Source organism: Arthrobacter sp. Y3221087 (assembly GCF_059089905.1).
On sequence record NZ_JBNHFE010000001.1, the window covers coordinates 1,098,339 to 1,124,303 of the forward strand.

General features: G+C 65.1%; 29 protein-coding genes. 18 read left to right on the forward strand and 11 right to left on the reverse strand.

The features are described 5' to 3' along the window. Positions 1–70: 70 nt before the first annotated feature. From corA to AC5RUO_RS05240, 3 genes are all read right to left on the reverse strand, one after another. A complete protein-coding gene (corA, locus tag AC5RUO_RS05230) occupies positions 71–1,066 on the reverse strand; it encodes a magnesium/cobalt transporter CorA (RefSeq protein WP_494008850.1) in 996 nt (331 codons plus the stop codon). 34 nt (positions 1,067–1,100) lie between these two features. Continuing rightward, positions 1,101–1,526 (reverse strand): DUF1761 domain-containing protein, encoded by a 426-nt coding sequence (locus tag AC5RUO_RS05235; protein ID WP_494102978.1) that lies wholly within the window; start codon positions 1,524–1,526, stop codon positions 1,101–1,103. A 72-nt stretch (positions 1,527–1,598) separates the two neighbouring features. Next, positions 1,599–2,078 carry an Lrp/AsnC family transcriptional regulator gene (locus tag AC5RUO_RS05240; protein WP_494008848.1) on the reverse strand — a complete coding sequence of 160 codons (480 nt, stop codon included), beginning with the start codon at positions 2,076–2,078 and terminating at the stop codon, positions 1,599–1,601. A gap of 169 nt (positions 2,079–2,247) precedes the next feature. On the opposite strand from AC5RUO_RS05240, the gene AC5RUO_RS05245 reads away from it, so the two are divergent. Continuing rightward, on the forward strand, positions 2,248–3,498 hold the full coding sequence (locus AC5RUO_RS05245) for an MFS transporter (protein ID WP_494102979.1): 1,251 nt from the start codon (positions 2,248–2,250) through the stop codon (positions 3,496–3,498). A gap of 12 nt (positions 3,499–3,510) precedes the next feature. Here AC5RUO_RS05245 and AC5RUO_RS05250 read toward each other — a convergent pair whose 3' ends face one another. Next, the gene (locus tag AC5RUO_RS05250; RefSeq protein WP_009356995.1) at positions 3,511–4,014 is read right to left on the reverse strand and encodes an Lrp/AsnC family transcriptional regulator; all 504 of its coding nucleotides are present in this window, start codon (positions 4,012–4,014) and stop codon (positions 3,511–3,513) included. A gap of 157 nt (positions 4,015–4,171) precedes the next feature. Next, positions 4,172–5,413, reverse strand: a complete 1,242-nt coding sequence (locus tag AC5RUO_RS05255) for an MFS transporter (protein WP_494102980.1) — start codon at positions 5,411–5,413, stop codon at positions 4,172–4,174. 104 nt (positions 5,414–5,517) lie between these two features. Here AC5RUO_RS05255 and AC5RUO_RS05260 point away from each other — a divergent pair, with 104 nt between their 5' ends. Continuing rightward, positions 5,518–6,492, forward strand: a complete 975-nt coding sequence (locus tag AC5RUO_RS05260; protein ID WP_494102981.1) for a LysR family transcriptional regulator — start codon at positions 5,518–5,520, stop codon at positions 6,490–6,492. Positions 6,493–6,573: 81 nt separating this feature from the next. After that, positions 6,574–7,524 (forward strand): N-acetylglucosamine kinase, encoded by a 951-nt coding sequence (locus AC5RUO_RS05265; RefSeq protein WP_494008844.1) that lies wholly within the window; start codon positions 6,574–6,576, stop codon positions 7,522–7,524. A gap of 16 nt (positions 7,525–7,540) precedes the next feature. On the opposite strand, the gene AC5RUO_RS05270 is transcribed toward AC5RUO_RS05265, so the two are convergent. After that, the gene (locus tag AC5RUO_RS05270) at positions 7,541–8,557 is read right to left on the reverse strand and encodes a pirin family protein (protein ID WP_494102982.1); all 1,017 of its coding nucleotides are present in this window, start codon (positions 8,555–8,557) and stop codon (positions 7,541–7,543) included. Positions 8,558–8,799: 242 nt separating this feature from the next. Here AC5RUO_RS05270 and AC5RUO_RS05275 point away from each other — a divergent pair, with 242 nt between their 5' ends. From AC5RUO_RS05275 to AC5RUO_RS05300, 6 genes are all read left to right on the forward strand, one after another. Continuing rightward, on the forward strand, positions 8,800–9,900 hold the full coding sequence (locus AC5RUO_RS05275; protein WP_494008842.1) for an ABC transporter ATP-binding protein: 1,101 nt from the start codon (positions 8,800–8,802) through the stop codon (positions 9,898–9,900). Then, positions 9,900–10,631 carry an ABC transporter permease gene (locus AC5RUO_RS05280; protein ID WP_494102983.1) on the forward strand — a complete coding sequence of 244 codons (732 nt, stop codon included), beginning with the start codon at positions 9,900–9,902 and terminating at the stop codon, positions 10,629–10,631. Before AC5RUO_RS05275 ends, AC5RUO_RS05280 begins: the two co-directional genes overlap by 1 nt. Continuing rightward, positions 10,628–11,371 carry an ABC transporter permease gene (locus AC5RUO_RS05285; protein WP_494008840.1) on the forward strand — a complete coding sequence of 248 codons (744 nt, stop codon included), beginning with the start codon at positions 10,628–10,630 and terminating at the stop codon, positions 11,369–11,371. Before AC5RUO_RS05280 ends, AC5RUO_RS05285 begins: the two co-directional genes overlap by 4 nt. Then, entirely contained in the window at positions 11,368–12,330 is a 963-nt protein-coding gene (locus AC5RUO_RS05290) for an ABC transporter substrate-binding protein (RefSeq protein WP_494102984.1), read from the forward strand. The genes AC5RUO_RS05285 and AC5RUO_RS05290 overlap by 4 nt, the downstream gene beginning before the upstream one ends. A 140-nt stretch (positions 12,331–12,470) precedes the next feature. Continuing rightward, the gene (locus AC5RUO_RS05295; protein WP_494008838.1) at positions 12,471–13,691 is read left to right on the forward strand and encodes a pyridoxal phosphate-dependent aminotransferase; all 1,221 of its coding nucleotides are present in this window, start codon (positions 12,471–12,473) and stop codon (positions 13,689–13,691) included. A 51-nt stretch (positions 13,692–13,742) separates the two neighbouring features. Further along, positions 13,743–14,597: a polyphosphate kinase 2 family protein gene (locus AC5RUO_RS05300; protein WP_494102985.1), complete on the forward strand. Its 855-nt coding sequence runs from the start codon at positions 13,743–13,745 to the stop codon at positions 14,595–14,597. Between the two features lie 9 nt (positions 14,598–14,606). Here the strand turns inward: AC5RUO_RS05300 and AC5RUO_RS05305 are convergent, their stop codons facing one another. After that, positions 14,607–14,825: an exodeoxyribonuclease VII small subunit gene (locus AC5RUO_RS05305; RefSeq protein ID WP_494008836.1), complete on the reverse strand. Its 219-nt coding sequence runs from the start codon at positions 14,823–14,825 to the stop codon at positions 14,607–14,609. Then, entirely contained in the window at positions 14,818–16,155 is a 1,338-nt protein-coding gene (xseA, locus tag AC5RUO_RS05310) for an exodeoxyribonuclease VII large subunit (protein ID WP_494008835.1), read from the reverse strand. Before xseA ends, AC5RUO_RS05305 begins: the two co-directional genes overlap by 8 nt. Before the next feature lie 163 nt (positions 16,156–16,318). Between xseA and AC5RUO_RS05315 the strand changes: the two genes are divergently transcribed. Both AC5RUO_RS05315 and AC5RUO_RS05320 read left to right on the forward strand, forming a co-directional pair. Continuing rightward, positions 16,319–17,170 carry a hypothetical protein gene (locus AC5RUO_RS05315; protein WP_494008834.1) on the forward strand — a complete coding sequence of 284 codons (852 nt, stop codon included), beginning with the start codon at positions 16,319–16,321 and terminating at the stop codon, positions 17,168–17,170. A gap of 9 nt (positions 17,171–17,179) precedes the next feature. Further along, a complete protein-coding gene (locus AC5RUO_RS05320; protein ID WP_494008833.1) occupies positions 17,180–18,259 on the forward strand; it encodes a 4-hydroxy-3-methylbut-2-enyl diphosphate reductase in 1,080 nt (359 codons plus the stop codon). A 97-nt stretch (positions 18,260–18,356) separates the two neighbouring features. On the opposite strand, the gene AC5RUO_RS05325 is transcribed toward AC5RUO_RS05320, so the two are convergent. Further along, positions 18,357–19,583: a DNA recombination protein RmuC gene (locus AC5RUO_RS05325; RefSeq protein ID WP_494008832.1), complete on the reverse strand. Its 1,227-nt coding sequence runs from the start codon at positions 19,581–19,583 to the stop codon at positions 18,357–18,359. Positions 19,584–19,673: 90 nt separating this feature from the next. On the opposite strand from AC5RUO_RS05325, the gene ychF reads away from it, so the two are divergent. Then, positions 19,674–20,759, forward strand: coding sequence for a redox-regulated ATPase YchF (gene ychF, locus AC5RUO_RS05330; protein WP_494008831.1), 1,086 nt, complete (start codon positions 19,674–19,676; stop codon positions 20,757–20,759). A gap of 31 nt (positions 20,760–20,790) precedes the next feature. Here the strand turns inward: ychF and AC5RUO_RS05335 are convergent, their stop codons facing one another. Together AC5RUO_RS05335 and AC5RUO_RS05340 are read right to left on the reverse strand one after the other, a co-directional pair. Next, on the reverse strand, positions 20,791–21,897 hold the full coding sequence (locus tag AC5RUO_RS05335) for a tyrosine-type recombinase/integrase (RefSeq protein ID WP_494102986.1): 1,107 nt from the start codon (positions 21,895–21,897) through the stop codon (positions 20,791–20,793). Beyond that, positions 21,875–22,378, reverse strand: coding sequence for a helix-turn-helix domain-containing protein (locus AC5RUO_RS05340; protein ID WP_494102987.1), 504 nt, complete (start codon positions 22,376–22,378; stop codon positions 21,875–21,877). The genes AC5RUO_RS05335 and AC5RUO_RS05340 overlap by 23 nt, the downstream gene beginning before the upstream one ends. A gap of 109 nt (positions 22,379–22,487) precedes the next feature. On the opposite strand from AC5RUO_RS05340, the gene AC5RUO_RS05345 reads away from it, so the two are divergent. From AC5RUO_RS05345 to AC5RUO_RS05370, 6 genes are all read left to right on the forward strand, one after another. Then, positions 22,488–22,670 (forward strand): helix-turn-helix domain-containing protein, encoded by a 183-nt coding sequence (locus AC5RUO_RS05345; RefSeq protein WP_494102988.1) that lies wholly within the window; start codon positions 22,488–22,490, stop codon positions 22,668–22,670. Between the two features lie 67 nt (positions 22,671–22,737). After that, on the forward strand, positions 22,738–23,298 hold the full coding sequence (locus AC5RUO_RS05350; RefSeq protein WP_494102989.1) for a hypothetical protein: 561 nt from the start codon (positions 22,738–22,740) through the stop codon (positions 23,296–23,298). Positions 23,299–23,305: 7 nt separating this feature from the next. Next, entirely contained in the window at positions 23,306–23,527 is a 222-nt protein-coding gene (locus AC5RUO_RS05355; RefSeq protein WP_494102990.1) for a hypothetical protein, read from the forward strand. 205 nt (positions 23,528–23,732) lie between these two features. Further along, positions 23,733–24,056, forward strand: coding sequence for a hypothetical protein (locus AC5RUO_RS05360; protein WP_494102991.1), 324 nt, complete (start codon positions 23,733–23,735; stop codon positions 24,054–24,056). Beyond that, positions 24,053–24,874, forward strand: a complete 822-nt coding sequence (locus AC5RUO_RS05365) for a hypothetical protein (protein ID WP_494102992.1) — start codon at positions 24,053–24,055, stop codon at positions 24,872–24,874. Before AC5RUO_RS05360 ends, AC5RUO_RS05365 begins: the two co-directional genes overlap by 4 nt. 473 nt (positions 24,875–25,347) lie before the next feature. Beyond that, complete coding sequence (locus AC5RUO_RS05370) at positions 25,348–25,899, forward strand: recombinase family protein (protein WP_494103381.1); 552 nt, start codon at positions 25,348–25,350, stop codon at positions 25,897–25,899. Positions 25,900–25,965: the final 66 nt, after the last annotated feature.

The following is a 25,965-nucleotide window of genomic DNA, read 5'->3' on the forward strand; positions in this document are numbered from 1 at the left end:
CCACCCTGTGCCCCGCCCTTTGATGACCAGTAATTGCCAGTTCTCCCGAGAGGGCGGGAAGGCCAGGACTCTACAGCCAGCCCTTCTTTTTGAAGATGCCATACATTCCCACCCCCACGGCCGCCATGAGGCCGATCGCCATCGGGTAGCCAAAGGCCCAGTGCAGCTCGGGCATGTAGTCGAAGTTCATGCCGTAGATCCCGGCCACGAACGAGGGCGCAAACAGGATGGCGGCCCAGGAGGAGATCTTTTTGACCTGCTCGTTCTGCGCGGCGCTGGCCTCATTCTGCCGGTTGGCCGTCAGGGTGCCGTCAAGCGTCAGGGCATTCTGCAGCAGGTCCCGGAAGGAGTCTGCCCGGGAGATCACCCGCTCAACGTGGTCTTCCACGTCGCGCAGGCTGTGCTGGAGCTCGCTTTCCACACCGTACTTCGCGAAGCCCCGCTTGAGCTGGTGCATCATGTCCGGCAGGGGATGGATGGCGCGCTGGAACTGGATCACTTCCCGGGCCAGTTCGTAGATCCGGCGGGAGACGGTGGAATCGCCGCTGAAGAGCTGGTCCTCGATCTCGTCGATGTCATTCTCGAGCCCTGCCACCACCGGGGCGTAGTCGTCAACCACTGCGTCCAGGAGGGCGTACAGCACCGCTTCCGGGCCGTGCCGGAGAAGGTCAGGCCTGCCTTCGAGCCGTTTCCTTACCCGGGCCACACCGGCCGTCTCGGCATGCCGCACGGTGACCACGAAGTTCTTTCCCGTGAAGATGTGGAGTTCCCCGAATTCGACTGTTTCACTGGCGTCCAGGTAGCGTGCCGGCCGGAGGACGGTGAAGAGGTTGTCCCCGTAGCGTTCCAACTTGGGGCGCTGGTGGGCCGAGATGGCATCCTCCACCGCGAGGGCGTGGAGCCCGAACTCCGCGGCCACGGCGGCCATCTCAACCTTGGTGGGACGGTACAGCCCAATCCACGCCATCCCGCCGTGGTGCGCCAGCGTCTCGAACGTCTGCTCCAGGTTTTCCGGCTCGGCATGGCGGACACCGTCAACGTAAACGGCATTGTCGATGATGGTCATGGGCAGGTGCCTTCGCTGTACGTGCTCACAATGGTCAGGACACCGCTCCGATAATGGCGCCGGACACGGCCATCGCCACCAAGTCATGGCCGGCGTCGATCACTGTCACCGCAGCCGGGCGGCCTGCAAAACCGTTGTGGATCACATGGCCTCCGGCACGGAAGACAAGTCCCAACACCAGCGCGAACCAGGCTCCTGCCAGGGCATTATCCAGCCCCAGCTTGCTGATGAGGACGGCCAGGAGGATGACGGTCAGCGCCGAAGCCAGCATCATGGGGAGCCAGATTCCTGCTCCGCCACCGATGTTCTTCAGATCCTCCTCGGTCTTGCCGATGGCGGCCATCCACCGGTTGCCCAGGACGGCCGGCATGTACCACACGAAGCCAATGGCCATGCTGGCCACGAAAGCCAGTAGGACCGCGAGCCAGTTGATCTGTGAGACGTAAGAGAGCCAATCCATTCAAGAAATCCTAGCCGTCCGGAGCCGGCCGGAAGGGGAGGCAGGTCCCGAGGCGCCGCAGCGGATCCGGTATCAGCCGCCCGTCGACTTGGTGAGGCCGCTAATGAGGGGCTCGGTCCGGTAAGGAATATGGGTGTGCAGCGCCAGCACCGTTTCGGTCCGGATGACGCCCTTGATGCGGAGGACCTGCCGCAGCGATGCCTGCAGGTTGTGGGTGTCCGTGGCCACCACCCGGCACCAGACGTCGCCGCGTCCGGAAATTTCATGGACTTCCAGGACCTGGGGGATCAGCCGCAGCGCGGCGACCACACCGTCCAGTTCCCGGTGCGAGACCTCAATGGTCACAAAAGCCACCACGTCATAGCCCACGGCCTCAAGATCCACTTCCCGGCCGCCCGGGCGCAGTACACCCGCCCGGATCAGCCGGCGGACCCGGGACTGGGCGGTGTTGCGGGCCACGCCCACCGATTCGCTCAAATCGCCGATCTGGATACGGGGGTCCCGGATCAGTGCCAGCAGGATCCTGAGGTCGGTGGGGTCCAGATTGTTCAAATGGTCACTCTCCATCACAGCGGTACAGAACTTTTGATGATCCTGCTCAATTCTGTCATTGATTTCGAGCCAATCGAGCAGTAATACCCCAATCTGGAACCATCGCATATCCACTCCGCGCCGGGCTCCCACAAGGACCACCTGCCGCGGCAGAACCAAAGGCGGCACCATGACGGTCTTCAGCGAGCTCCGGATGCGCCCGGCCCCTGCCACATCTGCCGGGTGGGACGCGTCCACCACGGCACGGCTTGTGATGGCAGGCGCCGTCATTTTCGTCCTGCTGGTGGGCGCCAATCTCGCTACGCCGCTGTATCCACTCCTGCAGGCGGAGCTGGGACTCAGCTCGCTGGATGTGTCCGCTGCGTTCGCCAGCTACGTCCTTTCGCTGGTGGCCACCCTGATGCTGGCCGGGCACTGGTCCGACCACATCGGACGCCGCGCTGCGCTGCTGCTTGCCGTGCTGACCGGGTTGGCTGGCGGCTGGGTGTTCGCGGGTGCGGACACGCTCGCGGCCCTCTGCACGGGACGGGCCCTGCAGGGCATTGCCGTGGCACTCGCCACGGGTGCCAGTGCTGCCGCCCTGCGCGAGCTGCTGCCCTCGCGTCCTGAGTGGGCGTCACGTTTCACGCTGCTGGCCTCTGCCGGCGGAGTAGCGGCCGGCCCTGTTCTGGGCGGGCTGCTGTCCCTGCTGCCCGGTGCCACCACCGCCCCCTACACCGTGTACTCGGTGGTCCTCGCGGCGCTCCTGGTGCCGCTCTACCTGATCCGGGCAAGGCCAGCCATCATGCTTCCGGCAGTGTCCCGGCCCCTGCAGGCGCTGGCGCCGCGGCCCCTCGCCGTGCCGCGGAACGCCAGGGGCGCTTTCTGGCTTGCATCGGCCGTGGGCTTCCTCAGTTTCGCAGTATTCGGTTTCTGCCTTTCCCTGGCGCCCGGCTACTTCGCCCAGGTGCTGGACACACAATCCCGGCCGTTGATCGGCCTGCTGGCCGCCCTGCCGCTTGGAGCCTCCGCACTAAGCCAGGTGCTGACCCTCCGCGGACGCTACACAATCCCTATAGGGCTGGCAGTCCTCGGCGGATCCGTCTTCCTGCTGGGGGCCGCGGGCGCTTGGCACAGCCCGCTGGTGCTCGTGGTTGCTGCCGTTTTTGCCGGTGCCGGGCAGGGACTGGCCTTCAGGACCACATTCAATGAGGTTGCCGCCATGGTGGAGCCAGCCCGCCACGCCCAAACTGTCAGCACTGTCTACGTCATCACCTACTTAGGCAGCGCCGTCCCGGTCCTTGGCCTTGGCTGGTTGGCCGGACTTGCCGGGCAGGAAGCTGCCGTGGCCGGCTTCGTCCTTGTTTGCGGTACGGCCGCGCTTGCGCTGGCGGTCCTGACGCTGGTCCGGGCGGTTCGGCGGCACGGCCGGTCCGGCTAGGCCGGTAAGCCGCTACTCCGGGAGCGGCCCGTGGTTGCCCTGGATGTGTTCGAACACCAGGGTGGTCTCGGTATGCCCCACCACCGGGTCCGTCGCAAGGTTGTCCAGCACCCAGTCCCGGAGGTCCTCGGTGCTCCCGACGGCGATATGCAGCAGGTAGTCCACGGAGCCTGAGGTGTGGAACGTGGACAGCACAGCCGGCAGATGCGGAACGCGGGACGTGAAACGGTCGATCTGGTCGCGGTCGTGGGCGCGGAGCCGCACGGCAACAAGTGCCTGGACGGACCGGCCGATGGCAGAGAGGTTGAGCTTCGCCTCGTAGCCCTGAACGATGCCCCGTTCGGACAACGCGCGGGTCCGCATCAGGGCGGTGGAAGGGGCGATCCCCACCAGTTCGGCAAGCTGCTTGTTGGAGATCCTGGCGTCGTTCACCAGGGCTTCGAGCAGCCGCTCGTCAATAGCATCCAGCGGCTCCAGGTGCGCTCCCGGCCTGATGTTCCTGGGATTCGTGGTCACTGCTGTTCCTTCCAACGGTCCTGCATTCATCCTAGACCGCTGTAAATGCGCCAGTACGCCCCTGGCTGCGGGTCCCGCCGAATATCAGCACCGACACTGCCTCCGACCGGAGCAGTTAATTCGCTGCCCGTAGAGCCGTAGGGCCCGTCCCGGCCGGTCAGGCGCCTGCATCTTGCGTCCGGGGATGCACGACGGCGACGGCGGCCCCGGTCAGGCAGGCAAGGACCATCACCCCTGCCGCCAGGGCCACCCAGCCGAAGGACTGGAAAACGAGGCCGCCGGCCCACCCGATGATGCTTGACCCCAGGTAGTAGGCGAGGTTGTACAGGGATGCTGCCTGCGCACGGCCGGTGCTGGCGATCGCTCCGGTCCAGCCGGCGCCGATGCTGTGCGCGGCGAAAAAACCGCCCGTGAACACTACCAGCCCCGTGAGGATCAGCGGAAGGTAGGGAACAAGCGTCAGGGCAAGTCCCGCCGTCGAAAGGGCCAGCCCGGCCAGCAGGACGTTCCGCCGCCCAAACCGTGTGGTCAGCCCGGCGGCCCAGCGTGAGGACACGGTTCCGGAGAGATAGGCCAGGAAGATGAGGCTGATCAGCGTGGCAGGCAGGCTGAAGGGCGCGCCGGACAGCCGGAAGCCCAGGTAGTTGTAGACGGCGACGAAACCGCCCATCATCAAGAACGCCTGGACGTACAGGGCGAGCAGCCGGATGTTGCGCAGGTGCCCGCCGAGGGTCCGGAATGCGCTGCCGAGTCCTGCCCCCGGTGAGGAGACGAAGCCCCGTGCCCCCGGCACCAGGAACAGGAAGGCGACGGCGGCGAGGGTGGCCAGGATGGAAACGGCCAGAGCGGCAGCACGCCAGCCCCACAGCTCACCGGCCGGTCCTGCCACGAGCCGGCCGGCAAGCCCGCCGAGGGTGGTGCCCGCGACGTAGCTGCCTGCCGCCAGCGCCGCGTGCGCTTTGGTCACTTCCTCATTGAGGTAGGCGATGGCGATGGCGGGGATTCCGCCGAGAGCCATGCCTTCCAGCAGCCGCAAGGCAAGCAGCATCCCGAAACTCGTGGACAGCGGCACCAGCAGGCCGAGGACAGTGGCGATGGAAATGCCCCAGGTCATGGCCTTGACCCGTCCGATCCGGTCGGCCAGGAAGGACCACGGGATCACCGTGACGGCGAGTCCCACGGTGGCCAGCGAGATGGTAAGCGCAGCCTCGGCCGCGGTGATGTGCAGGTCAGCCGCGAGCAGGGGCAGGACGGCCTGGGTGGAGTAGAGCTGGGCAAAGGTGGCCACCCCGGCGAAGGACAGTCCGGCCAGGATCCGGGCGTAGGCCCGGGATCCCTTGGCGTGCCCGTCCCAGCGGGGCGGTGATTGGTTGCCGGTCACCCTTGCTTCACAGGCCATGCCGTTAGCCTAGGCCGGGCCTATACATGCCTCCAATGCATAATTTGTGAAGAACTGATAGCAGGTAGGGATCGGTTATGGAACCGGCGGCGAGGAGCCAAGACATGCAGACAGACCACAGGCAGCTGGCGCAGCTTCTTCCCCTCCTGCCCGTGCTCGCCGAGCTGGGCAGGACGGAGCACGTCACTGAAACAGCCGAACTCCTGGGAGTGCCCCAGTCCACGGTGAGCAGGGCACTGGCACGGGCCAGCACCGCCGTCGGCACGGAACTGCTGGTGAGGGACGGCAGGGGAGTCCGGCTCACCCCGGCGGCCCGTACGCTCCTGCCTTACATCGAGCAGGCACTCAGCGAATTCCAGACCGGACTGGACCTGGTACGCGAGGAATCGTCGGTGGTCCGGGGCAGGATCTCCGTGGCATTCCAGCACACCTTCGGCGAGGCCACCTTGCCGCTGCTGATCAGTGCCTTCCGGAGCCGGCATCCCGGCGCGGTGTTTACCCTGAGCCAGGGTTCGCGGAATTCCTGCCTGGAGGAGCTGGCGGCCGGGAAGGCAGACCTGGCACTCACGGCGCCGGTGGGAGCGGACGGCACGAACCTGCACTCCGCGCCGCTGTACCGGGAACCGCTGCGACTGGTGGTGCATCACAGCCATCAGCTCGCCGGCCGGGGGTCGGTGGCGCTGGCTGACATCAGGACGGAACCCTTTGTGGCACTCGAGCCGGGGTACGGCATGCGTTCCCTGACGGATGCACTGTTCCGCGAGGCAGGGTACCGGCCGCGCATAGCCTTTGAAAGCCAGGATTCGCATACCGTCCGGGGGCTGGTGTCCGCTGGGCTGGCCGTGAGCATCCTGCCACCGGGAGGGGATGCACCCGGCAGGACCGTCAGCCCGGAGACCGGAAACCTTGGCTGGACGGAGGTTCCCCTCGGCTCACCGCTGGCCTTCCGGGAAGTGGGCCTGAGCTGGCGCCGCAGGAAAGCCGGTGCCGAACCGGTGCCGGTGCGGCTTTTCCGGGACATGGTGGTTGGTGAGGGACCCCACTTGCTGGCAGGACTGGCCAGGCAGCGTACCCGCTGAGCCGGAGGAGGGGACAGGCACGACGGAGCCAGGGCCGGTCCCGGCCAGGTTGGCGCCTGTGCCGGCCAGTACCCTAGTGACGTGACCAACACCGAAAACCCCTCGGCACTGCCCACCGACAAGACTGTGACGTCCGCACCCAGCCCGCTCGCCGGCGTCGTGATTGGCCTTGATATCGGAGGCACCAAGACCCACGGCATCCGCTTCGAGGGCGGCGTGCCGGTTGCAGACGAGTCCGCGGGCAGCTCAAATGTGCAGAATGTCAGCCGGGAGGAGGCTGCCCGCAATATCGCGGACCTCTTCGGCCGGATCGGCGGCGGTGCAGTCTCCCGGGTTTACGCGGGATCGGGCGGGATCGACACCGATGAGGACGCGGCCGCCCTGGCATCGCTGATCCAGCCGCACGTTCCCGATGCCCTGGTCACCGTGGTCCACGACTCGCGCCTCCTGCTCGCGGCCGGCCACGCCAGCACCGGGGTGGCAGTGATCGCCGGGACCGGTTCGGCCGCCTGGGGCAGGAACGCCGACGACGGCGAGGCCCGCGCAGGCGGCTGGGGCTACCTGCTGGGTGATGAAGGCAGCGGGTACTGGCTGGGCCGCGAAGCCGTGAGGCACAGCCTCCGGCGGATGAACCAGGGACTGCCCGTAGACGAACTCACCACCGCGCTGCTGCAATCCTGCGGGGTGGACCACCCCAACCGGCTTATCGCGCTGTTCCACTCCCCGGACACCGGACGCCGTTTCTGGGCCCAGCAGGCGCGCCACGTAGTGGCGGCTTCAGCCGCAGGGCACGCCGGCAGCCAGGCCATGCTGGACCAGGCCGGCCGCGATCTTGCAGACCTGGCGCTGCAGGTGCTCCGCCAGCTCGGGCTCGATGGCCCTGTCATCCTGGGCGGCGGGCTGGGCATGAACGTGGAACCACTGCAGGATTCCTTCCGCCACCACCTTTCCAGTGCCGGCGCCGCTGATGTCCGGGTCCTGGACCAGGAGCCCGTGTTCGGGGTGCTGCAGCTGCTGGCGGAGCCGGCCTGACGCCGGTTCCGGCGAATCAGACGGCCCGCTTCCGGGGCGTAAGCCGCACCGCCGGCAGCGGGGGAGCGGGGATGCGCCCGGCTTCGGCGCCCGCATCGGGGCCGTGGCCGGGCACCAGGCCGTACCTGGCGGAATACGCATCGGTTCCGGACAATGCGGCCTGCGCTTCCCAGTCCTCCCGGGCCTGCTCCACCTCCTCGTGGGTCCGCCCCACGAAGTTCCACCACATCAGCAGTTCCTCCTCGAACGGCTCGCCGCCGATCAGCAGGAAGCGCGTGCCCGGAAGTGCCTGCAGCCGCAGTTCCTGCCGGCCCGTGCCAAGGTAGCCCAGCGGTCCGGGACGAAGTTCCTGCCCGTCCAGCGACAGCCCGCCGTCGAGCACCAGAATGCCGTGCTCAAAGTCCCCGTTCAGCGGGAGCACCGCGGTGCCTTCACAGGACACATCGGCTCCCACGATGGGCGAGTACATGGTGGCGGGGGAGGCCACACCGGCCAGCTCGCCCACCATCACGGTCGCGGTGAAGCCGTCCCCGTTGACCCGGGGCAAGTCGCGGTGCTGCTCGAACGCCGGCCCGCGGTGCCGCTCGGCGTCGGGCAGCGCCACCCACAGCTGGAGGCCGCGCTGCAGCGGCAAGTCCCCGCCGGCAGGCGGGAGCACAGCAAACTCGGAGTGGGAGACGCCGTGCCCTGCGGTCATGATGTTCAGCTCGCCCGGGCGGACCACAACATCGCTGCCCACGCTGTCCCGGTGGCGGACGTGGCCGGCCAGCGGCCACGTGACCGTTTGCAGCCCGATGTGCGGGTGCGGCAGGACGGACATTGCCGTCCGGTCCGGGCCGAAACTGTCCAGGAAGCACCACGCCCCGATGGTGGGAAGGCCGCGCTGGGGAAGGGTCCGTTGGACGTTCATGGCTCGCACCCCGCCCAGCGGGACCTCACGCTCCGGCCACAGCTGCAGGCAGGGGCCCGAACTCCCCTCGGCGCTCGCCGGCGGACAGACTTCCTGCTGGGGTGAGATCTCCAAGTTGGTCACCCTCCAACTGTAGGCCGGTGCGGCCGGGGCGGTCAGTGCTTAACTTCGCGGCCCGTGATCCGGACCCACGCCCGTCCGGATCGCGTGCGGCTCCGAATGGTCACAGTAGGAAATCCTTTGCGCGGATTAGGTGCCGCTACCGGTGATGCCGGCCCCGGATTGGGTTACCGTAACTATCAGCGTGCTGATGACAATGTCGCGTGCAATCAGATGCCGTCCAACAGAACAGGTAAGTCCGCACCATGGACCAGGCGATGATCGAGTTCCAGAGCGTTACCAAGCAGTACCAGGGCGGGCAGCCGGCCGTGGACAACCTCTCGCTGTCCATCGCGAAAGGCACCATCACGGTTTTCGTTGGACCATCGGGCTGCGGTAAGACCACCTCGCTGCGGATGATCAACCGGATGGTGGAACCCACCAGCGGCACCATCACCGTTGGGGGCAACGATGTCGCCTCGGTGCCGGCTGCCGAGCTGCGGCGGTCCATGGGGTACGTGATGCAGTCCGCCGGTTTGCTGCCGCACCGCTCGGTGCTGGACAACATCGCCACGGTGCCCCGGCTGAACGGGGTGTCCAAAGCCGACGCCCGCAGGCGCGCCGAGGAACTGCTGGACGTGGTGGGCCTGGCCCGGCCCCTTGCCAAGCGGTACCCCTCCCAGCTTTCCGGCGGCCAGCAGCAGCGCGTCGGCGTGGCCCGCGCCCTCGCCGCGGATCCGCCGGTCCTGCTCATGGATGAACCCTTCAGCGCTGTGGACCCCGTGGTCCGCGACGAACTGCAGCAGGAACTGCTGCGGCTGCAGAAGGACCTGGCGAAGACCATCGTCTTCGTCACCCACGATATTGACGAGGCCACCACGCTGGGGGACAGGGTGGCGGTCTTCGCCGTGGGCGGCAGGCTGGCCCAGTACGCCACCCCGGAGGAGATCCTCCGGGCGCCGGCCAACGATTTCGTGGCCTCCTTCGTGGGGCGGGACCGGGGCTTCCGGCACCTGGGCTTCACCCCGTCCGACGGCGTCACGCTCCACCCGGTGCCGACCATCGTCCGCGGCCCGTCCGGCCCTGTCTCCGATCCGGCGGCCGCCGGCGGGTGGCAGCTGGTGGTGGACCAGGACATGCGCCCGCTTGGCTGGTCGACCCCCGGCACCGACACGGGGCTGATACCCGGCGGTTCCCTGTTCCGGCCCGGCGAAAGCCTGCGGAAAGCGCTCGACGCGGCCCTGTCGTCGCCGTCGGGCCTGGGCGTGGCGGTGGATTCCGAAGGCAGGGTGCTGGGCGCCGTCCGGGGCGGGGAGGTCCTGGCGCTGATCGAGGAAGCACGCCAGCTGCGGCAGGCCGCACTCTGATGGAGTGGTTCCTCGCCAACAGCGGCATGGTCTTCGAACGCGCAGGCCAGCATATGGTGCTGGCCATTGTGCCCATGGTCCTGGGCCTGATGATTTCCATCCCCTTGGCCCAGCTCGTCCGGCAGCACCGCGCACTCCGCTCCGTGGTGCTGACCGCATCCTCGCTGCTGTATACCATTCCGTCGCTGGCCCTCTTCATCATCCTGCCCACCATCCTGGGCACCCGGATCCTGGATCCCCTCAACGTGGTGGTGGCCTTGACCATCTACGCCGTCGCGCTGCTGGTCCGCGCAGCTTTGGACGCCTTCGATTCCGTGGATGCTGAGATCAGCCAGGCTGCCGTTGCCATGGGGTACAAACCGCTGGCACGGTTCCTGCAGGTTGACCTGCCACTGTCCCTTCCGGTCCTGTTTGCCGGCCTGCGGGTGGTCTCCGTCAGCAACATCTCCCTGGTCAGCGTCGCCGCCCTGCTGGGCATCGGAAACCTCGGCATGCTGTTCACCTCAGGCCTGCAGCGGGACTTCGTGACCGAAGTGGTGGTGGGCATCATTGCCATCCTCTTCCTGGCGCTGGTGATGGACGCGCTGCTGGTCCTGCTGGAGCGCATCCTCACGCCGTGGGAGCGGGCCGGCAAGGGACGCGGCCCGCAACCCCTGGCCGCCGGCAGGCTCGAGCCTGCAGCCGCGGCCGGGAGGCTCGCTGCTCCTAAGACCGGAGGTGGGAACGCGTGAGCGTCTTCAGCGATACCTTTGCCTGGCTGGCCGACCCGGAACACTGGACCGGGTCCGCCGGTATCCCGGCACGGCTGGGTGAGCACCTCCAGTACACCGGCCTGGTGATGCTGATCGCCGCGGCCATCGCGGTCCCGGTGGGCCTGTACGTCGGACACACCGGCAGGGGCCGGGTGGCGATCGTGGCGCTGGCCGGGGCTTTGCGGGCACTGCCCACACTCGGCCTGTTGACACTCTTCGTCCTGCTCGCAGGAATCGGACTCATGCCCCCGGTGTGGGCGCTGGTGATCCTGACCGTGCCGCCGCTCCTGGCCGGGACCTACGCCGGGATTTCCAGCGTGGACCGGAACGTGGTGGACGCTGCTCGCGCCATGGGGATGACAGAGCTCCAGGTCCTGTTCCGCGCTGAGCTGCCCAACGCCCTGACGGTGATGTTCGGCGGTTTCCGGACCGGCGTGCTGCAGGTGATTGCCACCGTCTCGGTGGTTGCCTACATCAACCTGGGCGGCCTGGGCCGGTACCTCTTCGACGGGCTGGTCCTGAGCGACTTCCCGCAAATGCTGGGCGGATCACTGCTCATCGCAGCGCTGGCCATCGCCGTCGACCTTGTTTTGTCCCTGTTCCAGCGGCTGTTCCTGACACCAGGGGCAGCAGGGCAGTCCCGCCGCAGCCAGCAGGCTGCGGCCGATCTCACAGACCCCGTGCTCACGGAGACTGTTGTCCAAGGAGGTAAACCATGAAACTAAGCCATCACCCGCGCCTGGGAAGGCGGGCATTTGGCGGGCTGGCCGCAGGACTCGGCCTGGCAATGGCGCTGTCCGCGTGCGGCGGTTCGTCAGATCCCTTGAGCGAGGCTCCCAAAACCACCGGCGGTTCCACGGGCGGGACCACCTCCCTGGTGGTCGGCTCGGCCGACTTCCCGGAAAGCCAGATCATCGCCGAACTGTACGCGGGGGCACTGAACGCCGCCGGCGTCACCGCCACCACCAAGCCGAACATCGGCTCCCGCGAGGTCTACTTCAAGGCCGTCCAGGACGGTTCCGTTGACGTTGTCCCGGACTACACGGGCAACCTGCTGCTGCACGTCGACAAGGAAGCCACGGAGGAGTCGGCCGAGGACATCGCCAAGGCCCTTCCGGACAAGCTGCCGGACGGCCTGGCCGTGCTGGACGCGTCCAAGGCGGAAAACAAGGACGCCATGGTGGTCACCAAGGCAACGGCTGAGAAGTACCAGCTGAAGTCCATCGAGGACCTCGCCAAGGTCTGCAGCGAGATTACTGTCGGGGCACCTGCCACTTTCGCCGAACGTGCCTACGGGCTGCCCGGCCTGAAGGAGAACTACAACTGCGAGCCCAAGAAGCTGGAGCCCTTCAGCGACGGCGGCGGCCCGCTGACCCTGAAGGCGCTGCTCGAGGACCAGGTCCAGGTGGCCGACATCTACACCACCACCCCGTCCATCGCGGACAACGACCTGGTGGTCCTCGAGGACCCGAAGAACAACTTCATCGCCCAGCAGGTCATCCCCCTGTACAACGAGGCCAAGATGACAGACAAGGCCAAGGAGGCGCTGAACAACGTGTCCAGCCAGCTGACCACCGAGGACCTGATCAACCTCAACCGTGCCGTCAGCGGCAGCCAGAAGCAGGGTGCCAAGGAAGCAGCCGAAGCCTGGCTGAAGGAAAAGGGCATCCTCAAGTAGGAGCCTGCAGCTTGCCCGCCGGGCCATCCGCACGGTGATCACGACGGCGGCTGCCGGACTTTCCGAAGTCCGGCAGCCGCCGTCGTTCGTGTGGGCGAGGTCTCAGCGGCCGTGCATCCTTCCTGTGGCATATTTGAGGAATGGCAGAATTCAGGCAGTCCACAAAGCTCAACAACGTCCTTTATGACATCCGTGGACCGATCCTGCAGGCCGCCCAGCAGATGGAAGCGGAGGGCCACCGGATCCTCAAGCTGAACATCGGCAATCCCGCGCCGTTCGGCTTCGAAGCTCCCGATGCCATATTGGTGGACATGATCCGGCACCTGCCGCATGCGCAGGGCTACAGCGATTCCCGCGGCATCTTCTCGGCGCGGACGGCCGTATCGCAGTACTACCAGACCCGCGGAATCCAGAACATCCATGTGGACGACATCTACCTGGGCAACGGCGTCAGCGAACTCATCACCATGTCCCTGATGGCGCTGCTGGACGACGGGGACGAAGTCCTCATCCCTACCCCGGACTACCCGCTCTGGACCGCGTCCGTGGCGCTGGCCGGCGGAAAACCCGTGCACTACCTCTGCGACGAGGAATCCGGCTGGCAGCCGGACCTGGAGGATCTCGAATCCAAGATCACGCCCCGGACCAAGGGCATCGTGGTGATCAACCCGAACAACCCCACCGGGGCTGTGTACCCGGAGGGGACGCTCAAGCGCATCGTTGCCCTGGCCGAGAAGCACGGGCTGGTGATCTTCGCCGACGAGATCTACGAAAAAATCCTGTACGAGGATGCCGTCCACATCAACCTCGCCGCGCTCACCGGCGACCACGTCCTTTGCCTGACCTTCAGCGGGCTGTCCAAAGCCTACCGGGTGTGCGGCTACCGCGCCGGCTGGATGGCTATTTCGGGACCCAAGAAGGACGCCGCCGACTATCTTGAGGGCATCAGCCTGCTGGCCAACATGCGCCTGTGCGCGAACGTCCCGGCGCAGCACGCCATCCAGACCGCCCTTGGCGGATACCAGAGCATCAACGACCTGATCCTGCCCGGCGGCCGTCTGCTGGAGCAGCGCAACAAGGCCTACGACATGCTGAACGCCATCCCCGGCGTGAGCACCCAGCAGGCCCGGGGCGCCCTGTATCTCTTCCCGAAGCTTGACCCGGAGGTCTACCACATCCGGGACGACGAGAAGTTCGTCCTGGACCTCCTCAGGGAGCAGAAGATCCTGGTGTCCCACGGCCGGGCCTTCAACTGGGTGCGCCCGGACCACTTCCGCATGGTTACGCTTCCCAACGTCAAGGACATTGAGGAAGCTGTTGGCCGGATGGGGGACTTCCTGAGCAGGTACCAGGGGAACTAGCCTGTGCACACGGGCTATGAGGCCCGTGGCACTTCGCGGAAAGGATTCCCCATGGCCGGCGTCACTCGGTTCGAGCAGCTTCCTTCTGAAACTTTGCGTGTAGGCGACGGATTTGCACTGTCCGACGTCGACCCGGATGCCACCCCGGGCTACAACGGCACGAAGGAGGACGGCAAGGCACTGCTGGCCGACATGGACGACGAATTGGCCGAACTGCAGGAAAAACTGTTCGCCGAATCCCGTTTCGGCGGCCGCAAAAGGATCCTGCTCATCCTGCAGGCCATGGACACGGCCGGCAAGGGCGGCATCGTCAAGCACGTCATGGGGGCGATGGATCCGCAGGGTGTCCAGTTCAAGGCTTTCAAGGCTCCCACGACCGAGGAGAAGTCCTACGACTTCCTCTGGCGGATCGAGAAGGAAGTGCCTGCTGTCGGCATGGTGGGGGTTTTCGACCGGTCCCACTATGAGGACGTCCTGATCCACCGCGTCCACCGCTGGGCAAGTCCCGAGGAGATCAAAAGGCGCTACGTCGCCATTAACGAGTTCGAGGGGCGGCTCATCGAATCGGGAACCAAGGTGGTGAAGGTGATGCTCCACATCAGCGGCGGGGAACAAAAAGAGCGGCTGCTGGCCCGCCTGGACAACCCGGCGAAGCACTGGAAATACAACCGGGGCGACCTCGATGAGCGGGCGTTCTGGGAAGACTATATGAATGCATACCAGGCGGCCTTCGACGAAACCAGTACCAGGGAAGCCCCCTGGCACGTAATCCCGGCCAACAAGAAGTGGTATGCCCGCATCGCCGTGCAGCAGCTGCTCATTGGTGCGCTGGCCGAACTAGACCTTCAATGGCCGAAAGCCGACTTTGACGTTCCCACCGAGCGGGAGCTGATCCTGCGCTCCTGAGCCTGCCTGTTACAGCGGCTGGTCGCGGGCAGCGGCCAGCCGTTTCCTTGCCCCTTCCAGCCATTCCTCGCAGCGGGCGGCCAGGGCTTCGCCCCGCTCCCACAGCGCCAGTGACTCTTCCAGGCTGGCGCCTCCCGCCTCGAGCCGGCCCACGACGGCGATGAGCTGCTCGCGTGCCTCCTCGTAGCTTAGCCCCGCGATGGCGGCATCTGTTGTCTGCTCACTCATGAGCGTCTCCTTCCTGCATTACGTCCGTTTGCGTCTTCGGGTTGCGCGTTCCGGTGGAGGTGGCGCCGAAACGCCCCTCCGCCACGCGTATGGAAAGCGCAGAGCCTGCCGGGGCGTCCACCGCGCGGCGGACCACAGCGTGGCCGGCGACCGCGGTGGGTGCGGCCTGCCGGCCTGCGAGCTCGACGACGGCGTACCCGCGGTCGAGCGTCTTCTGCGGCGACAGCGCCCGCACCTGCGCCTTGAGATGCTCCAACTGGTCCGCGGCCCGGACAACCGTGGAGTTCACGGCAGCGGACGACCGCCGCAGCAGCCGTTCGATCTCCTCGGCCCGGACGGTGACCAGTCCTTCCGGAGACGCCAGGACGGGGCGGGAGCGCAACGAGGCCAGCCTGTCCGATTCCCGGTCCACCAGGCGTTCCATGCAGCGGCGCAGCTGTTCCCGTGCCTGCCGGACGCCTGCCAGTTCCTCGGAGACCTCGGGAACAATCCGCTTGGCTGCATCCGTTGGCGTGGAGGCACGCAGATCGGCGACGTCATCCAGCAGCGGCCGGTCCGCCTCATGCCCGATGGCACTCACCACAGGGGTGGCCGCCGCCGCTACGGCGCGGATCAGTTCCTCGCTGTTGAACGGAAGCAGGTCCTCGAGCGCGCCACCGCCGCGTGCGATCACAATGACATCCACAACGGGGTGGGCATCGAGCTCGCGGAGGGCACGGACCACCTGAGAGACAGCGGTGTTGCCCTGGACGGCCACTTCCCTGATTTCAAACTCCACCGCAGGCCAACGTAGCGCAGCGTTCCGCAGGACGTCCTTCTTGGCGTCCGAGTCTCGGCCGGTGATCAGGCCGATCCGGTGCGGCAGCAGGGGGAGGGGTTTCTTCCGGGAATCGGCGAAGAGCCCCTCGGCGGAGAGGGCCTGCCGGAGCCGTTCAATCCGGGCCAGCAAGTCACCGAGGCCCACCGGCCGGATATCGCGGACCAGCATGTTGAGCCGGCCGGTCTTCATCCAGAATTCGGGCTTCAGCAGGGCCACCACGCGGGATCCGCGTTCAAGGGGCAGGTTCTGGCGTTCCAGTACTTTGGTCCAGACCGAGGCGGGCAGGGAAACTTCCGCATCAACATCCCGCAGCGTCAGGTAGGCGTTGCTTCCGCGCCGGTTCAGCTCGATGACCTGGCCTTCCACCCACGCGGACGGGGTCCTGTCGATGTGGGCCTTGAGCTTCTGCGAGAGCAACTGCAGCGGCCAGGGGTTGTCCGGGGTGGTTTCAGCAGCCGTCGCGGGCAGGGTGGAGGGTGCGGTGCCGGGAAGGGAAGCCTGGTCAGACATGCAAACGCCCTTGCGGGGCTGGAGCTGCGGGCATGGGGTCCTTCGTCTGTTGTACGGCGGTCATTCAACCTTATCCATAAGCTGTAGCATGCGGGACCGACAGAATCCCGCCAGGATCCTTGCCTAGGATGGGTCTACCGCCAACAACGACGAAGGACCTGCTGTGCGCACTTTTGTTTCCGCCGTGGCCACCGTGCTGGGTGTCCTGCTGGCAGCCGTGGCCGTCCCGGCCATCTGGCTTGACCGCAACCTCGTCCAGGAGGACGGTTTCGTGGAACTGGCGGCCCCTCTGGGAAAGAACTCGGAGTTCCAGCAGCAGCTGGCCACGGCGGCTGTAGGAACCATTGACACCAGCGCAGTCCCCGGGTTCCTCGGTGACCTTGTCCAGCCGGTGCTGGAGGATGCCGCCACGTCACTGGCCGGCCTTCCGGGGTATCCGGTGGCCTGGGAAGAGACCCTTCGCAAGAGCCACCGGCTGAGTTTCCCGCAGGCTCCTGCGGGCCCAGGCGCTACCGGATCCGTGTCCTCCCTGACCCTGGACGTAGCACCGCTGGTGGCACTGGGGGTTGAGGAGATCTCGCGCGCCACCAGGCTGCCACTGGATCCGCCGGGGGAGACGCTGATCAACGTTGGCCAGCCCGAACAGCGGGAATGGACGGAGCGGCTGGCTACGTACGCCCCCATGGGCTACCTGCTTGCAGCAGGCTCGGGCATCGCCTTCCTCCTTGCCCTTGTCGCGGCCCGCCGGCGCTGGACAGTACTGGTGGGCGCCGGGCTCGGCGGGTTGGTGCTCGCGGGGCTGTGGGCCCTCGGTGCGCAGATAGGTTCGGCGCGGGCACTGGCCACGGACACCGGCAACGAGGTGGCCAACATGTTCCGGAACGAATTCGTGGCCGCGGCAACCGCAGACTTCACGGGCTGGACCGTTGCTGCAGCCCTCGCCGGCGGCGTGCTGGTGTTGCTGGGCGCTGTGGCCGGGATCGCATCGCGGAGGCGCCCGGGGACAACCCGGTAGCATGGAGAAATGACCTCCTCAGCTGTTTCCCTTTCGATGCCCACCATCCCGCGTCGGCGCCGCTCTCCGGAGGAAGTAGCAGCTGCAGCCCCTGTCCTGGGAACCAAGAAAGTGCTGCTGGCCGCGCCCCGCGGTTACTGCGCGGGCGTGGACCGCGCTGTCATCGCCGTCGAAAAGGCCCTCGAACACTACGGCCCGCCGGTGTATGTGCGGAAGCAGATTGTGCACAACGTCCACGTTGTCAGCTCCCTAGAGGAAAAGGGCGCCATCTTCGTGGATGAAACCGATGAGGTGCCTGAGGGCGCCCTGGTCATCTTTTCGGCGCACGGCGTTTCTCCCGCGGTGGTCGAGTCAGCCGAGGAGCGCGGGCTGCGCACCATCGATGCCACCTGCCCGCTGGTGACCAAGGTCCACAAGGAAGCCGTCCGGTTTGCCAAGGATGACTTCGACATCCTCCTGATTGGCCACGACGGGCATGAGGAAGTGGAAGGCACGGCGGGCGAAGCGCCGGAGCACATCCAGATCATCAATGGCCCGCACGAGGTGGACAAGGTCACCGTGCGGGATCCGGAAAAAGTCATCTGGCTCTCGCAGACCACCCTCAGCGTTGACGAGACCATGGAGACGGTCCGGCTGCTGAAGGAGCGCTTCCCTACGCTCCAGGATCCGCCCAGCGACGACATCTGCTACGCCACCACCAACCGGCAGGTGGCCATCAAGAAAATCTCGCCGCAGGCGGATCTGGTGATCGTTGTCGGCTCCGCCAATTCCTCCAACTCCGTCCGGCTCGTGGAGGTGGCCCTCGAATACGGTGCCAAGGCTTCCTACCGGGTGGATTTCGCCAACGAGGTTGACGAGGCCTGGTTCGAGGGCGTTGCTACCGTGGGCGTAACGTCCGGGGCATCCGTTCCCGAAGTCCTGGTGCAGGACGTGCTGCGGCTGCTGGCCGAGTACGGCTACGGCACAGTGGAGGAAGTAGTCACCGCTGAAGAGGACCTCCTGTTCTCGCTGCCCAAGGAACTCCGCGCAACACTCAAGCAGGCCGGGGATGTCAGCCGTGCGTTGGGCGGGCGCAGGCCGCGCAGCTGAAACAACGGCGCTTCAAAGAATAGAGCGGGCTCCGCAGCTTACAGCTGCGGGGCCCGCTCCGGTTCTTTTTGCCTTTCCCAGGCTGCCTTGCCCTTTCCTAGGCTGCAGCCTCATCCTGCTGAAGCTCAGGAGCCGAGAGGGCACGCGGCGTGGCTTCCACTGCCGGCGGAGCAGCCAGGCCGGACTCCTCCAGGGAGTTCAGCTTCCGTGCCGTAGGCAGCACCCGCGCCTCGAGGGTTCCCACCATCGCGTTGTAGCGGTCCACCGACGATTTCAGGGATGAGCCCAGCTTGCTGACGTTTTCGCCGAGCGTTCCCATCCGGTCGTAGAGCTGCCGGGCAAGGTCGAACAGTTCCCGGGCGCTGTCCGTCAGGACATCCTGCCGCCACGTGAAGGCAACTGATTTCAGGACAGCCAGGAGGGTGCTGGGGGAGGCCAGGACCACGTTCCTGGACAAGGCATGGTCCAGGAGTTCTGCGTCCGCGGCCAAGGCAGCTGCCAGGATTGATTCAGCCGGGATAAAGCAAATCACCAGTTCGGGCGAGTTGCCCGGGATATCCCAGTACTTCTTGTTACTGAGGGCATCCACGTGCGCACGGAGGGCCTTCGCGTGGGCAGCCAGCAGCGCCTGCTGCGACCGGCCATCCGCCTGCACCGTCCGCCCCTGCTGCCCGGGCCGGGAATCCACTGCACCCAACTGTTGGGCCTCCAGGTAGGACGACAGCGGAACCTTGGCGTCCACCACCAGCTGCTTTTCGCCGGGAAGCTGGACCACAAGGTCGGGGCGGACAGACGAATCGCTGCCGGCGCTGTGAAGCTGCTCAACGAAGTCGACATGGCGGAGCATCCCCGATGCTTCCACTACCCTCCGCAGCTGCACCTCGCCCCACTGTCCGCGGGCGCTGTTTGAGCGCAATGCCGACTCCAGCGCGTGCGTGGACCTGATCAGCTGTTCATCCGAGTGCCGGGCCTCCCGCAGCTGCTGCGCAAGCTGGCCGTACTGTTCCACCCGGTCGCGCTCCAACAGGGCCACCTGCTGCTGTACCGCCGACAGCTTCTCCGCCACCGGCGCAAGCGCGCGCAGCACGCTGCCGTCCTGCGTCCGCGCCTCGCCAAGCTCCCGGTTCTGTGCCGCCAAAAGTCGGCGCTCGGCGTCGGCCGCTGCGAACTGCGCGCTGACCTCTGAGAGCCTGGACGAGACAGCGTCGAAGTCCGCCTCCAGGGCATGGGAGCTTTTCCGCAGCACAAAGTAGGTGGCAGCAGCACCGGCAAGGGCGCCGAGCAGCAGCATGAACAAGGCCAGAATCAACGCAAAAACATCCATGCCCTCACTGTGGCATGGGGGTCGGACAATCGAGGGCAGTGACATCCGCGGGTACAGGCGGGGGACGCCCTGCGGGTAGAATCAATGCTCGTGGCTCTTACTATTGGCATCGTCGGACTGCCCAACGTCGGCAAATCAACCCTCTTCAACGCACTTACCCGCAACCAGGTCCTGGCCGCGAACTATCCGTTCGCCACCATCGAACCGAACGTCGGCGTCGTGAACCTGCCCGACCCCCGCCTCGACAAGCTGGCCGGCATCTTCGGTTCGCAGCGTATCCTGCCCGCAGCGGTCTCCTTCGTGGACATCGCCGGCATCGTCAAGGGCGCGTCCGAAGGCGAAGGGCTCGGCAACCAGTTCCTGGCCAACATCCGTGAAGCCGAGGCAATCGCCGAAGTAGTCCGCGTCTTCGACGATCCCGACGTCGTCCACGTCGACGGCAAGGTGGACCCGCGCTCTGACATGGAAACCATCAACACCGAGCTCATCCTCGCCGACCTGCAGACCATCGAGAAGGCCATCCCCCGGATCGAAAAAGAGGTCAAGATCAAGAAGCGGGAGGCCGCAGAGCTCGCGGCAATCAAGGCTGCCCAAGCGGTCCTTGAACGCGGCGACACCATCTACTCCTCGATCAAGAGCGACAAGCTGGAGATGGAACACCTCAAGGAGCTCGGCCTGCTGACGGCCAAGCCCTTCATCTACGTATTCAACGCGGACGAGGCAATCCTGGGCAGCCCGGAAAAGCAGGAGGAACTCCGTGCTTTGGTTGCCCCAGCAGACTGCATCTTCCTGGACGCCAAGCTCGAGGCCGACCTCGTGGAACTGGACGAGGAAGAAGCCCGGGAAATGCTGGAAATGAACGGCCAGGACGAGTCCGGCCTCGATCAGCTGGCACGGGTGGGTTTCCACACACTGGGCCTGCAGACCTACCTCACGGCGGGCCCCAAGGAAGCACGCGCCTGGACCATCAAGCAGGGGGACACCGCGCCGCAGGCAGCGGGCGTCATCCATTCGGACTTCCAGCGCGGCTTCATCAAGGCCGAAGTGGTCTCCTTCGAGGACCTCGTCGAGGCGGGTTCCATGGCCGAGGCCAAGTCCCGCGGCAAGGTGCGCATCGAAGGCAAGGAGTATGTCATGGCCGACGGCGACGTGGTGGAGTTCCGCTTCAATGTGTGATTAGACGCCTTTTCCCATGCAAATAAAGGGATCAGGCGCTGTCAGTCCGCACAGAGTCCGCAAGACCGCCAAGAGCTTCCCTCATCATGGCCCCGGCGGCGGACCTGGTGCGGTCCTCAGCGGTAGGCCACAGGTGGGAATACGTGTTCAGCGTCGTGGTGGCCTTGGAGTGCCCAAGTGCCCTCTGAACGGTCACCACGTCGCACCCGGCAGCAATGAGGCCTGAGGCGTAGAAGTGCCGCAGGTCATGCAGACGGACTCCTGCCAACCCCGCGTCCCTGACGGTCTTGCGCCACCAGTAGCCAACGGTGTTCTGATGCGGCGGCATCCCGCCGTCGCCCACAAACAGCCAGTGGTGAGCACCGTGTACGCCGATCTTCCCGATGTGCGCGGCAAGCATCTCCACGAGGCCGTCCGGTATATGCACCACACGCTCCGAACCATACTTCGGTGGAGTGATCGACACGGTGCCTTCCCCTGCCCTCTGGACCTGCCTTTGAACGTTGAGGGTCCGGCGCAGGAAGTCGATGTCGGAAAGCTGCACCGCGGCAGCCTCGCCCAGCCTCAGTCCGGCGAAGGCGCACAGGGCGACGAAGGGCCTGAACGAAGCGTCAGCTGCCTCCAGAAGCTTCCCGACATCAGTGGGGGAGGGTATGACCATTGCGTGCTCGGCCCGGCGTCCGCGGGGCAGGGAGACCCCCTCCGCAGGGTCTACAGCAAGGCACCTGTCGTTGCGGGCACCATGTAGCACGGAGCGCACGTTGTTCAAGCGGGTGCGGATCGTTCCTGCGGCCAGGCCGTCCTGATCCATCTTCTTGACCCATGACTCGACATGGGAGCGCTTGAGGTTGCGGAACTCCACGTCGGCAAAAGTGCAGGAGCGCACGGCAAGGCTCATGGCCTTAGCGGTCCCGCCCGCCCATATCTGGCGTTTTGACCAGTCCTCGAAGAAGGCTGTAAGGGTAGTTGTTCCGGCCCTTGGGTCCACGTACGTGCCGGTGACGATAGCGGCGGTGACTTCGTTCAGCCATTTCTGAGCGTCGATCTTTCGGGCGAAATGCCGAGCGTGTTCTTTGCCCGCCGAGTCCCGGTAGCGTGCCCGCCATTTCCCGTCGTCACGCTTCTGGATTGATGCCATCGCGGACCTCCACATCTGTCGGATCGTCGTCCCGGTACTGAATATGCACACGGCGGGTGGGTTCGGCTTCCGCCGCGCGGGCCAGCTCCTGGTTACCGGCCTGGTTCAGTGTGGTGTGGAACTGTTCCAGCTGCTCCATGAACGAGGCCACGCTTCCGTTTAAACGACCCACCCAGTCGTCCAGGTCTCTTCGAAGCACTTCCGCCCTGATGTTTTGATCCTGTGCTTCCGTGTCCAAGGCAAGCATTCCGGTCAGGTCGATGCGCAAGATCTTGGCGATATCGTGCGCTTCACCCAGACGAATAATGCGCTCAAACTTTTCAACCCTGCTCACGGTGGTTTGCCGCCAGTAGTCCCAACCTGCCTCGACCATCCGGGCAGCAAGCTCGACTTGGCTGATGCGCTGCATCTCCCGCAACAGCTTCATCTGCTGAATGAACTGTTCTTCGATCTGAGCCCCTTGGGCCTTCTCCACAACCATAAATTAAGTTCTACACGGTTTTGCATAAGTCGTCAACGATCCAAACACGATCGGGTGTAGTCTGGTTCGTATAGCGGCTCAGGCTGTTCCACATCGAATGGAGGTAGTGATGGAGTTGATGACGCTGGAAGAGGCAGCGTTGTTCCTGAGGAAGTCTCCAGCGCAGATGCGTTGGATGAGGCATGCGGGGACGGGGCCGAAGTCAGCCAAGATCGGTGGCCGGGTGATGTTCCGTAAGTCGGACGTCGTCGCGTGGGTTGACGCCCAGTTCGACCAGGCAGACGCAGGCTAAAACCCGGCAATGATCGAACATTGGGCTTGGCTCACACGTCAGTCGTCATACGACGCAGCACGGGTTGGTGCTCACGATGGACTCTAGGTTTCCAGAACGCTGGTTGAATGACCGCCGTCTTGCACGTGCCACAGACGCCCAGTTCCGCCTATTCGTTAATGCCAATGCCTGGTCAGTGTCCAACCGCACAGACGGCCTCATTCCCGCAGAGGAACTGTCCTTGATTCCCCGCGCAAACACTGCCGACGCCGGTGCTCTCGTGGCATTGGGCCTTTGGGAAACCGTGGAGGGTGGCTGGCAGATTGAAAGCTACAAGGATGCCCAGTCCTCTAAGGCCCAGCTCGAAGGCCTGGACCACAAACGAAGGGTCGCCGCTAACGCCTCCAAGGCTTACCGCAAGAGGAAGAAAGCCAATGAACCGTCATATGACGAATCACATGACCGTCAGCATGACTCGTCATATGACGACAAAGGCAAGGACAGGACAGGACAGGCTCTTTACAGGGAACCTGAGGAAACCAATTTGAGTACCACAGACTTCACGGAAGATTGGCCATGCTCCATGTGCGGCGAAGTAAAGCCCTTGAACGACGATGGGCGGTGCGAGTCGTGCTGCATCGCATGGTGATAACGCCATGAGCGAACTTGAAGACGACATCCCGGCCATGCTGGGTCCGCTGCCGGAACTCCCTGACCTTGAGTTTCAGGAAGTGCCTGGCCTCTGGGATGGCTGGGCCGAGTCTGTGGCACAGGTCGAGGAGGTTTTTCGGGCCTACACGGAACCCAGCCAGCCCGCTGGCAATACACAGGAAAAAACACGCGAGGAATACCCGGAGTCTCCGCCTCCTGGCCCTTAGTTCCTGCGAAAATGGAAGAACACGAGGGAGCGTGGATCTTCAGCCAGCACTAGACCAATAAGGAACCCCATTGGCTACCACTCCCGACTTTGACGACTTCATCCAGAAGCTCATACGCGCAGACCGTCAGCGAAAAATGGTCAAGATGGACATCCAGGAAACTTCTGGTGTGTCAGAGCCCGCTCACGGAATCTCAGGTTGGGTCGTGATGAAGTCAGCAGACGGCCATCAACACCGCACGGACGCAGACTACTTGGAGGGCATGGCACTGGAAAGCGCCCGCCACCTGCTCAACTCCGACACCATCCCGACCGGTGGCGAGAGGCCGTTCGCCGACGATCCAGACCGCTCCCTGGGCCGATCAGATTGCGGATGTCTGTACCTCCGCACCCCGGAGACTGTGGAGAAAGCCGCCTCAGCCGCATACCTCGACGGCCTGACCCGGGCAACGCCAAAACGCACGTGGACGCAGGAGGAAGCCGCCTACCTAACGGCAGAAGCGAACAAGCTGCTGGGGCGGGACAAGTGACCTGCGACCACCCCAGCGTTGAAGGCGGGGAAATCATCGAACCCCGCGAGTTTGTCCAGGCATTCGGTCCGACCGTAGGCAAGGACGTCCCCACCTACCCCGGCTATAACCTGCTGCGGAACGAAGGGCAGCAGACGGTCTGCATCTCCCGGCTAAACTGCGGGCACTTCCTTATGACCTCCGCGTACACGGTAGCCCAAGCACGGGCGCAACAAGCTGCCGCCCTTATGGCTGAGCACCCCCACCTGAGCGCAAGGGCAGCGTACACGGCCCTCCTGGAGAAAGCCTTCCGGGGCGAGGATGTCAGCGCACACGAAGCTGCGGAGGCTCAGGCCGCCATCCTCTTGGAGGAGAAGGCAGAGGAGGGGAGGCGCGAGCGTGCCGAAGCTGAACGTGTGCGCAGTGAACGCGAACACCGCGAAGCGGTGGCCGGCCCCGTCCGTAAGGAACTCGAAGCCTCCCGCGACAACCTCCAGAACGCCCGGGACGAAGCTTTTCGCGCCATCATGTCCCTGCTGGACCTGGTGGACCAGGACCTCAAAATTCACGACGACGCAGTGGCCCACCTCCTGAACGGCGGATTCAGCGAGGAGGAGATCAAGCCACCTGCCCGCGGCTACCTCCACGAGACGGTTGCCGACGGTCAAGGCTTCCCGATCTGGCCCAAAATGGAGCACCTCGTCGCTGTCCTGAACGCCGTGAGGTACACGCGCCACCGCGATGCCTTCTACTCCATGGAAGGCCGGGACCTTGGCAAGAACCTTCCCACGCCCATCCCTAACGGGCCCGGAATCAGCCCAGGGGCGGAAGAAGGATAAAGCAGATTTAATAGGGTTTTCGGTCATTGTAAAAAAGACCAGAGACCGCCGTGCAGAGGGAGCAACAGGGGTTGGGTAATCCCCCTGCGCGGCACCGACTCCCGCTGACGGGTTCCCAGCGGGCGGCTCCACCCGGATTCCACATGCAAGGCCGGACGGGGCCAGGGCGGAAGGCCTCCCAAGTGCTCCTAACTGGGAGGCCCTTCTGCAGATTCTTCTCCCAGGATCAGGGTAGGAAGTCGTTTAGGGAAGGTCCTCCAGAGGCGTGCAGGGCCTTCCCCCAAGCCCCTGACTAGACCGCCACAAACCATGGTTGGGTGAAAGGGGTCTGAAACCCCTGCTGGAAGCCTCCTGGGGCTAACGGGGGTTATTAGAACCCGACTTCAAAATGGGTGGGGTAATCGGCCCTTTTTTGAGAGGCATTTTGATAAAATTGAAGGACCCAGAAAACTCGGAAATAAGCGGTGAGAACCATGGCGCTGATCGGTTATATGAGAGTGTCCACAACAGATCAAAACCTCGACCTTCAGCGCGACGCGATGATTCGCGAAGGTGTCGAAAAGGTGTTCGCCGACGAAGGCGTCAGCGGCTCCAAGGCCGACAGGCCTGGACTGCAGAAAGCGTTGGACTACTGCCGCACAGGCGACACCTTCGTTGTGTGGCGGCTGGATCGCCTGGGCAGAAACCTAACCCACGTTCGTTCCACCATCCAGGAACTCCGCGACAGGGGCGTGCACTTCCGGTCCATCACGGAAGGTCTCACGGACGAGGGAGCCATGGGAAAGATGATGATCGACATCCTGGGCGCGTTTGCGGAGTTTGAACGGAACTCGATGCTGGAGCGTACGCAGGCGGGCCTTGCTGCCGCCAGGGCACGCGGAGCTAAAGGGGGCCGCAGGAAACTACTGGACGAAAAGAAGATCGCCGAACTCAAAAACCTCCGAAGCCAGGGCTTCACTGTGTCCCGGCTGGCGGAGATGTTCCGGATCTCGGAGCCGTCCGTCTATCGCTACCTGAATGCCTGAGCGACGGACTGGCCCGGTTGAATACTGTGGAGTCCGAGTACCGTACAGGACGGGCGGACTCCACAG

Excerpts from the sequence above, each read along its gene's own strand:
- AC5RUO_RS05235 (WP_494102978.1), bottom strand. The coding sequence starts at position 1,526 with ATGGATTGGCTCTCTTACGTCTCACAGATCAACTGGCTCGCGGTCCTA.
- AC5RUO_RS05325 (WP_494008832.1), bottom strand. The coding sequence starts at position 19,583 with ATGGATGTTTTTGCGTTGATTCTGGCCTTGTTCATGCTGCTGCTCGGC.
- corA (WP_494008850.1), bottom strand. The coding sequence starts at position 1,066 with ATGACCATCATCGACAATGCCGTTTACGTTGACGGTGTCCGCCATGCC.
- AC5RUO_RS05280 (WP_494102983.1), top strand. The coding sequence starts at position 9,900 with ATGGAGTGGTTCCTCGCCAACAGCGGCATGGTCTTCGAACGCGCAGGC.
- AC5RUO_RS05255 (WP_494102980.1), bottom strand. The coding sequence starts at position 5,413 with ATGGCCTGTGAAGCAAGGGTGACCGGCAACCAATCACCGCCCCGCTGG.
- AC5RUO_RS05245 (WP_494102979.1), top strand. The coding sequence starts at position 2,248 with ATGACGGTCTTCAGCGAGCTCCGGATGCGCCCGGCCCCTGCCACATCT.
- AC5RUO_RS05275 (WP_494008842.1), top strand. The coding sequence starts at position 8,800 with ATGGACCAGGCGATGATCGAGTTCCAGAGCGTTACCAAGCAGTACCAG.
- AC5RUO_RS05345 (WP_494102988.1), top strand. The coding sequence starts at position 22,488 with ATGGAGTTGATGACGCTGGAAGAGGCAGCGTTGTTCCTGAGGAAGTCT.
- AC5RUO_RS05290 (WP_494102984.1), top strand. The coding sequence starts at position 11,368 with ATGAAACTAAGCCATCACCCGCGCCTGGGAAGGCGGGCATTTGGCGGG.
- AC5RUO_RS05305 (WP_494008836.1), bottom strand. The coding sequence starts at position 14,825 with ATGAGTGAGCAGACAACAGATGCCGCCATCGCGGGGCTAAGCTACGAG.
- AC5RUO_RS05300 (WP_494102985.1), top strand. The coding sequence starts at position 13,743 with ATGGCCGGCGTCACTCGGTTCGAGCAGCTTCCTTCTGAAACTTTGCGT.
- AC5RUO_RS05355 (WP_494102990.1), top strand. The coding sequence starts at position 23,306 with ATGAGCGAACTTGAAGACGACATCCCGGCCATGCTGGGTCCGCTGCCG.
- AC5RUO_RS05320 (WP_494008833.1), top strand. The coding sequence starts at position 17,180 with ATGACCTCCTCAGCTGTTTCCCTTTCGATGCCCACCATCCCGCGTCGG.
- AC5RUO_RS05260 (WP_494102981.1), top strand. The coding sequence starts at position 5,518 with ATGCAGACAGACCACAGGCAGCTGGCGCAGCTTCTTCCCCTCCTGCCC.
- AC5RUO_RS05340 (WP_494102987.1), bottom strand. The coding sequence starts at position 22,378 with ATGGTTGTGGAGAAGGCCCAAGGGGCTCAGATCGAAGAACAGTTCATT.
- AC5RUO_RS05295 (WP_494008838.1), top strand. The coding sequence starts at position 12,471 with ATGGCAGAATTCAGGCAGTCCACAAAGCTCAACAACGTCCTTTATGAC.
- AC5RUO_RS05370 (WP_494103381.1), top strand. The coding sequence starts at position 25,348 with ATGGCGCTGATCGGTTATATGAGAGTGTCCACAACAGATCAAAACCTC.
- AC5RUO_RS05335 (WP_494102986.1), bottom strand. The coding sequence starts at position 21,897 with ATGGCATCAATCCAGAAGCGTGACGACGGGAAATGGCGGGCACGCTAC.
- xseA (WP_494008835.1), bottom strand. The coding sequence starts at position 16,155 with ATGTCTGACCAGGCTTCCCTTCCCGGCACCGCACCCTCCACCCTGCCC.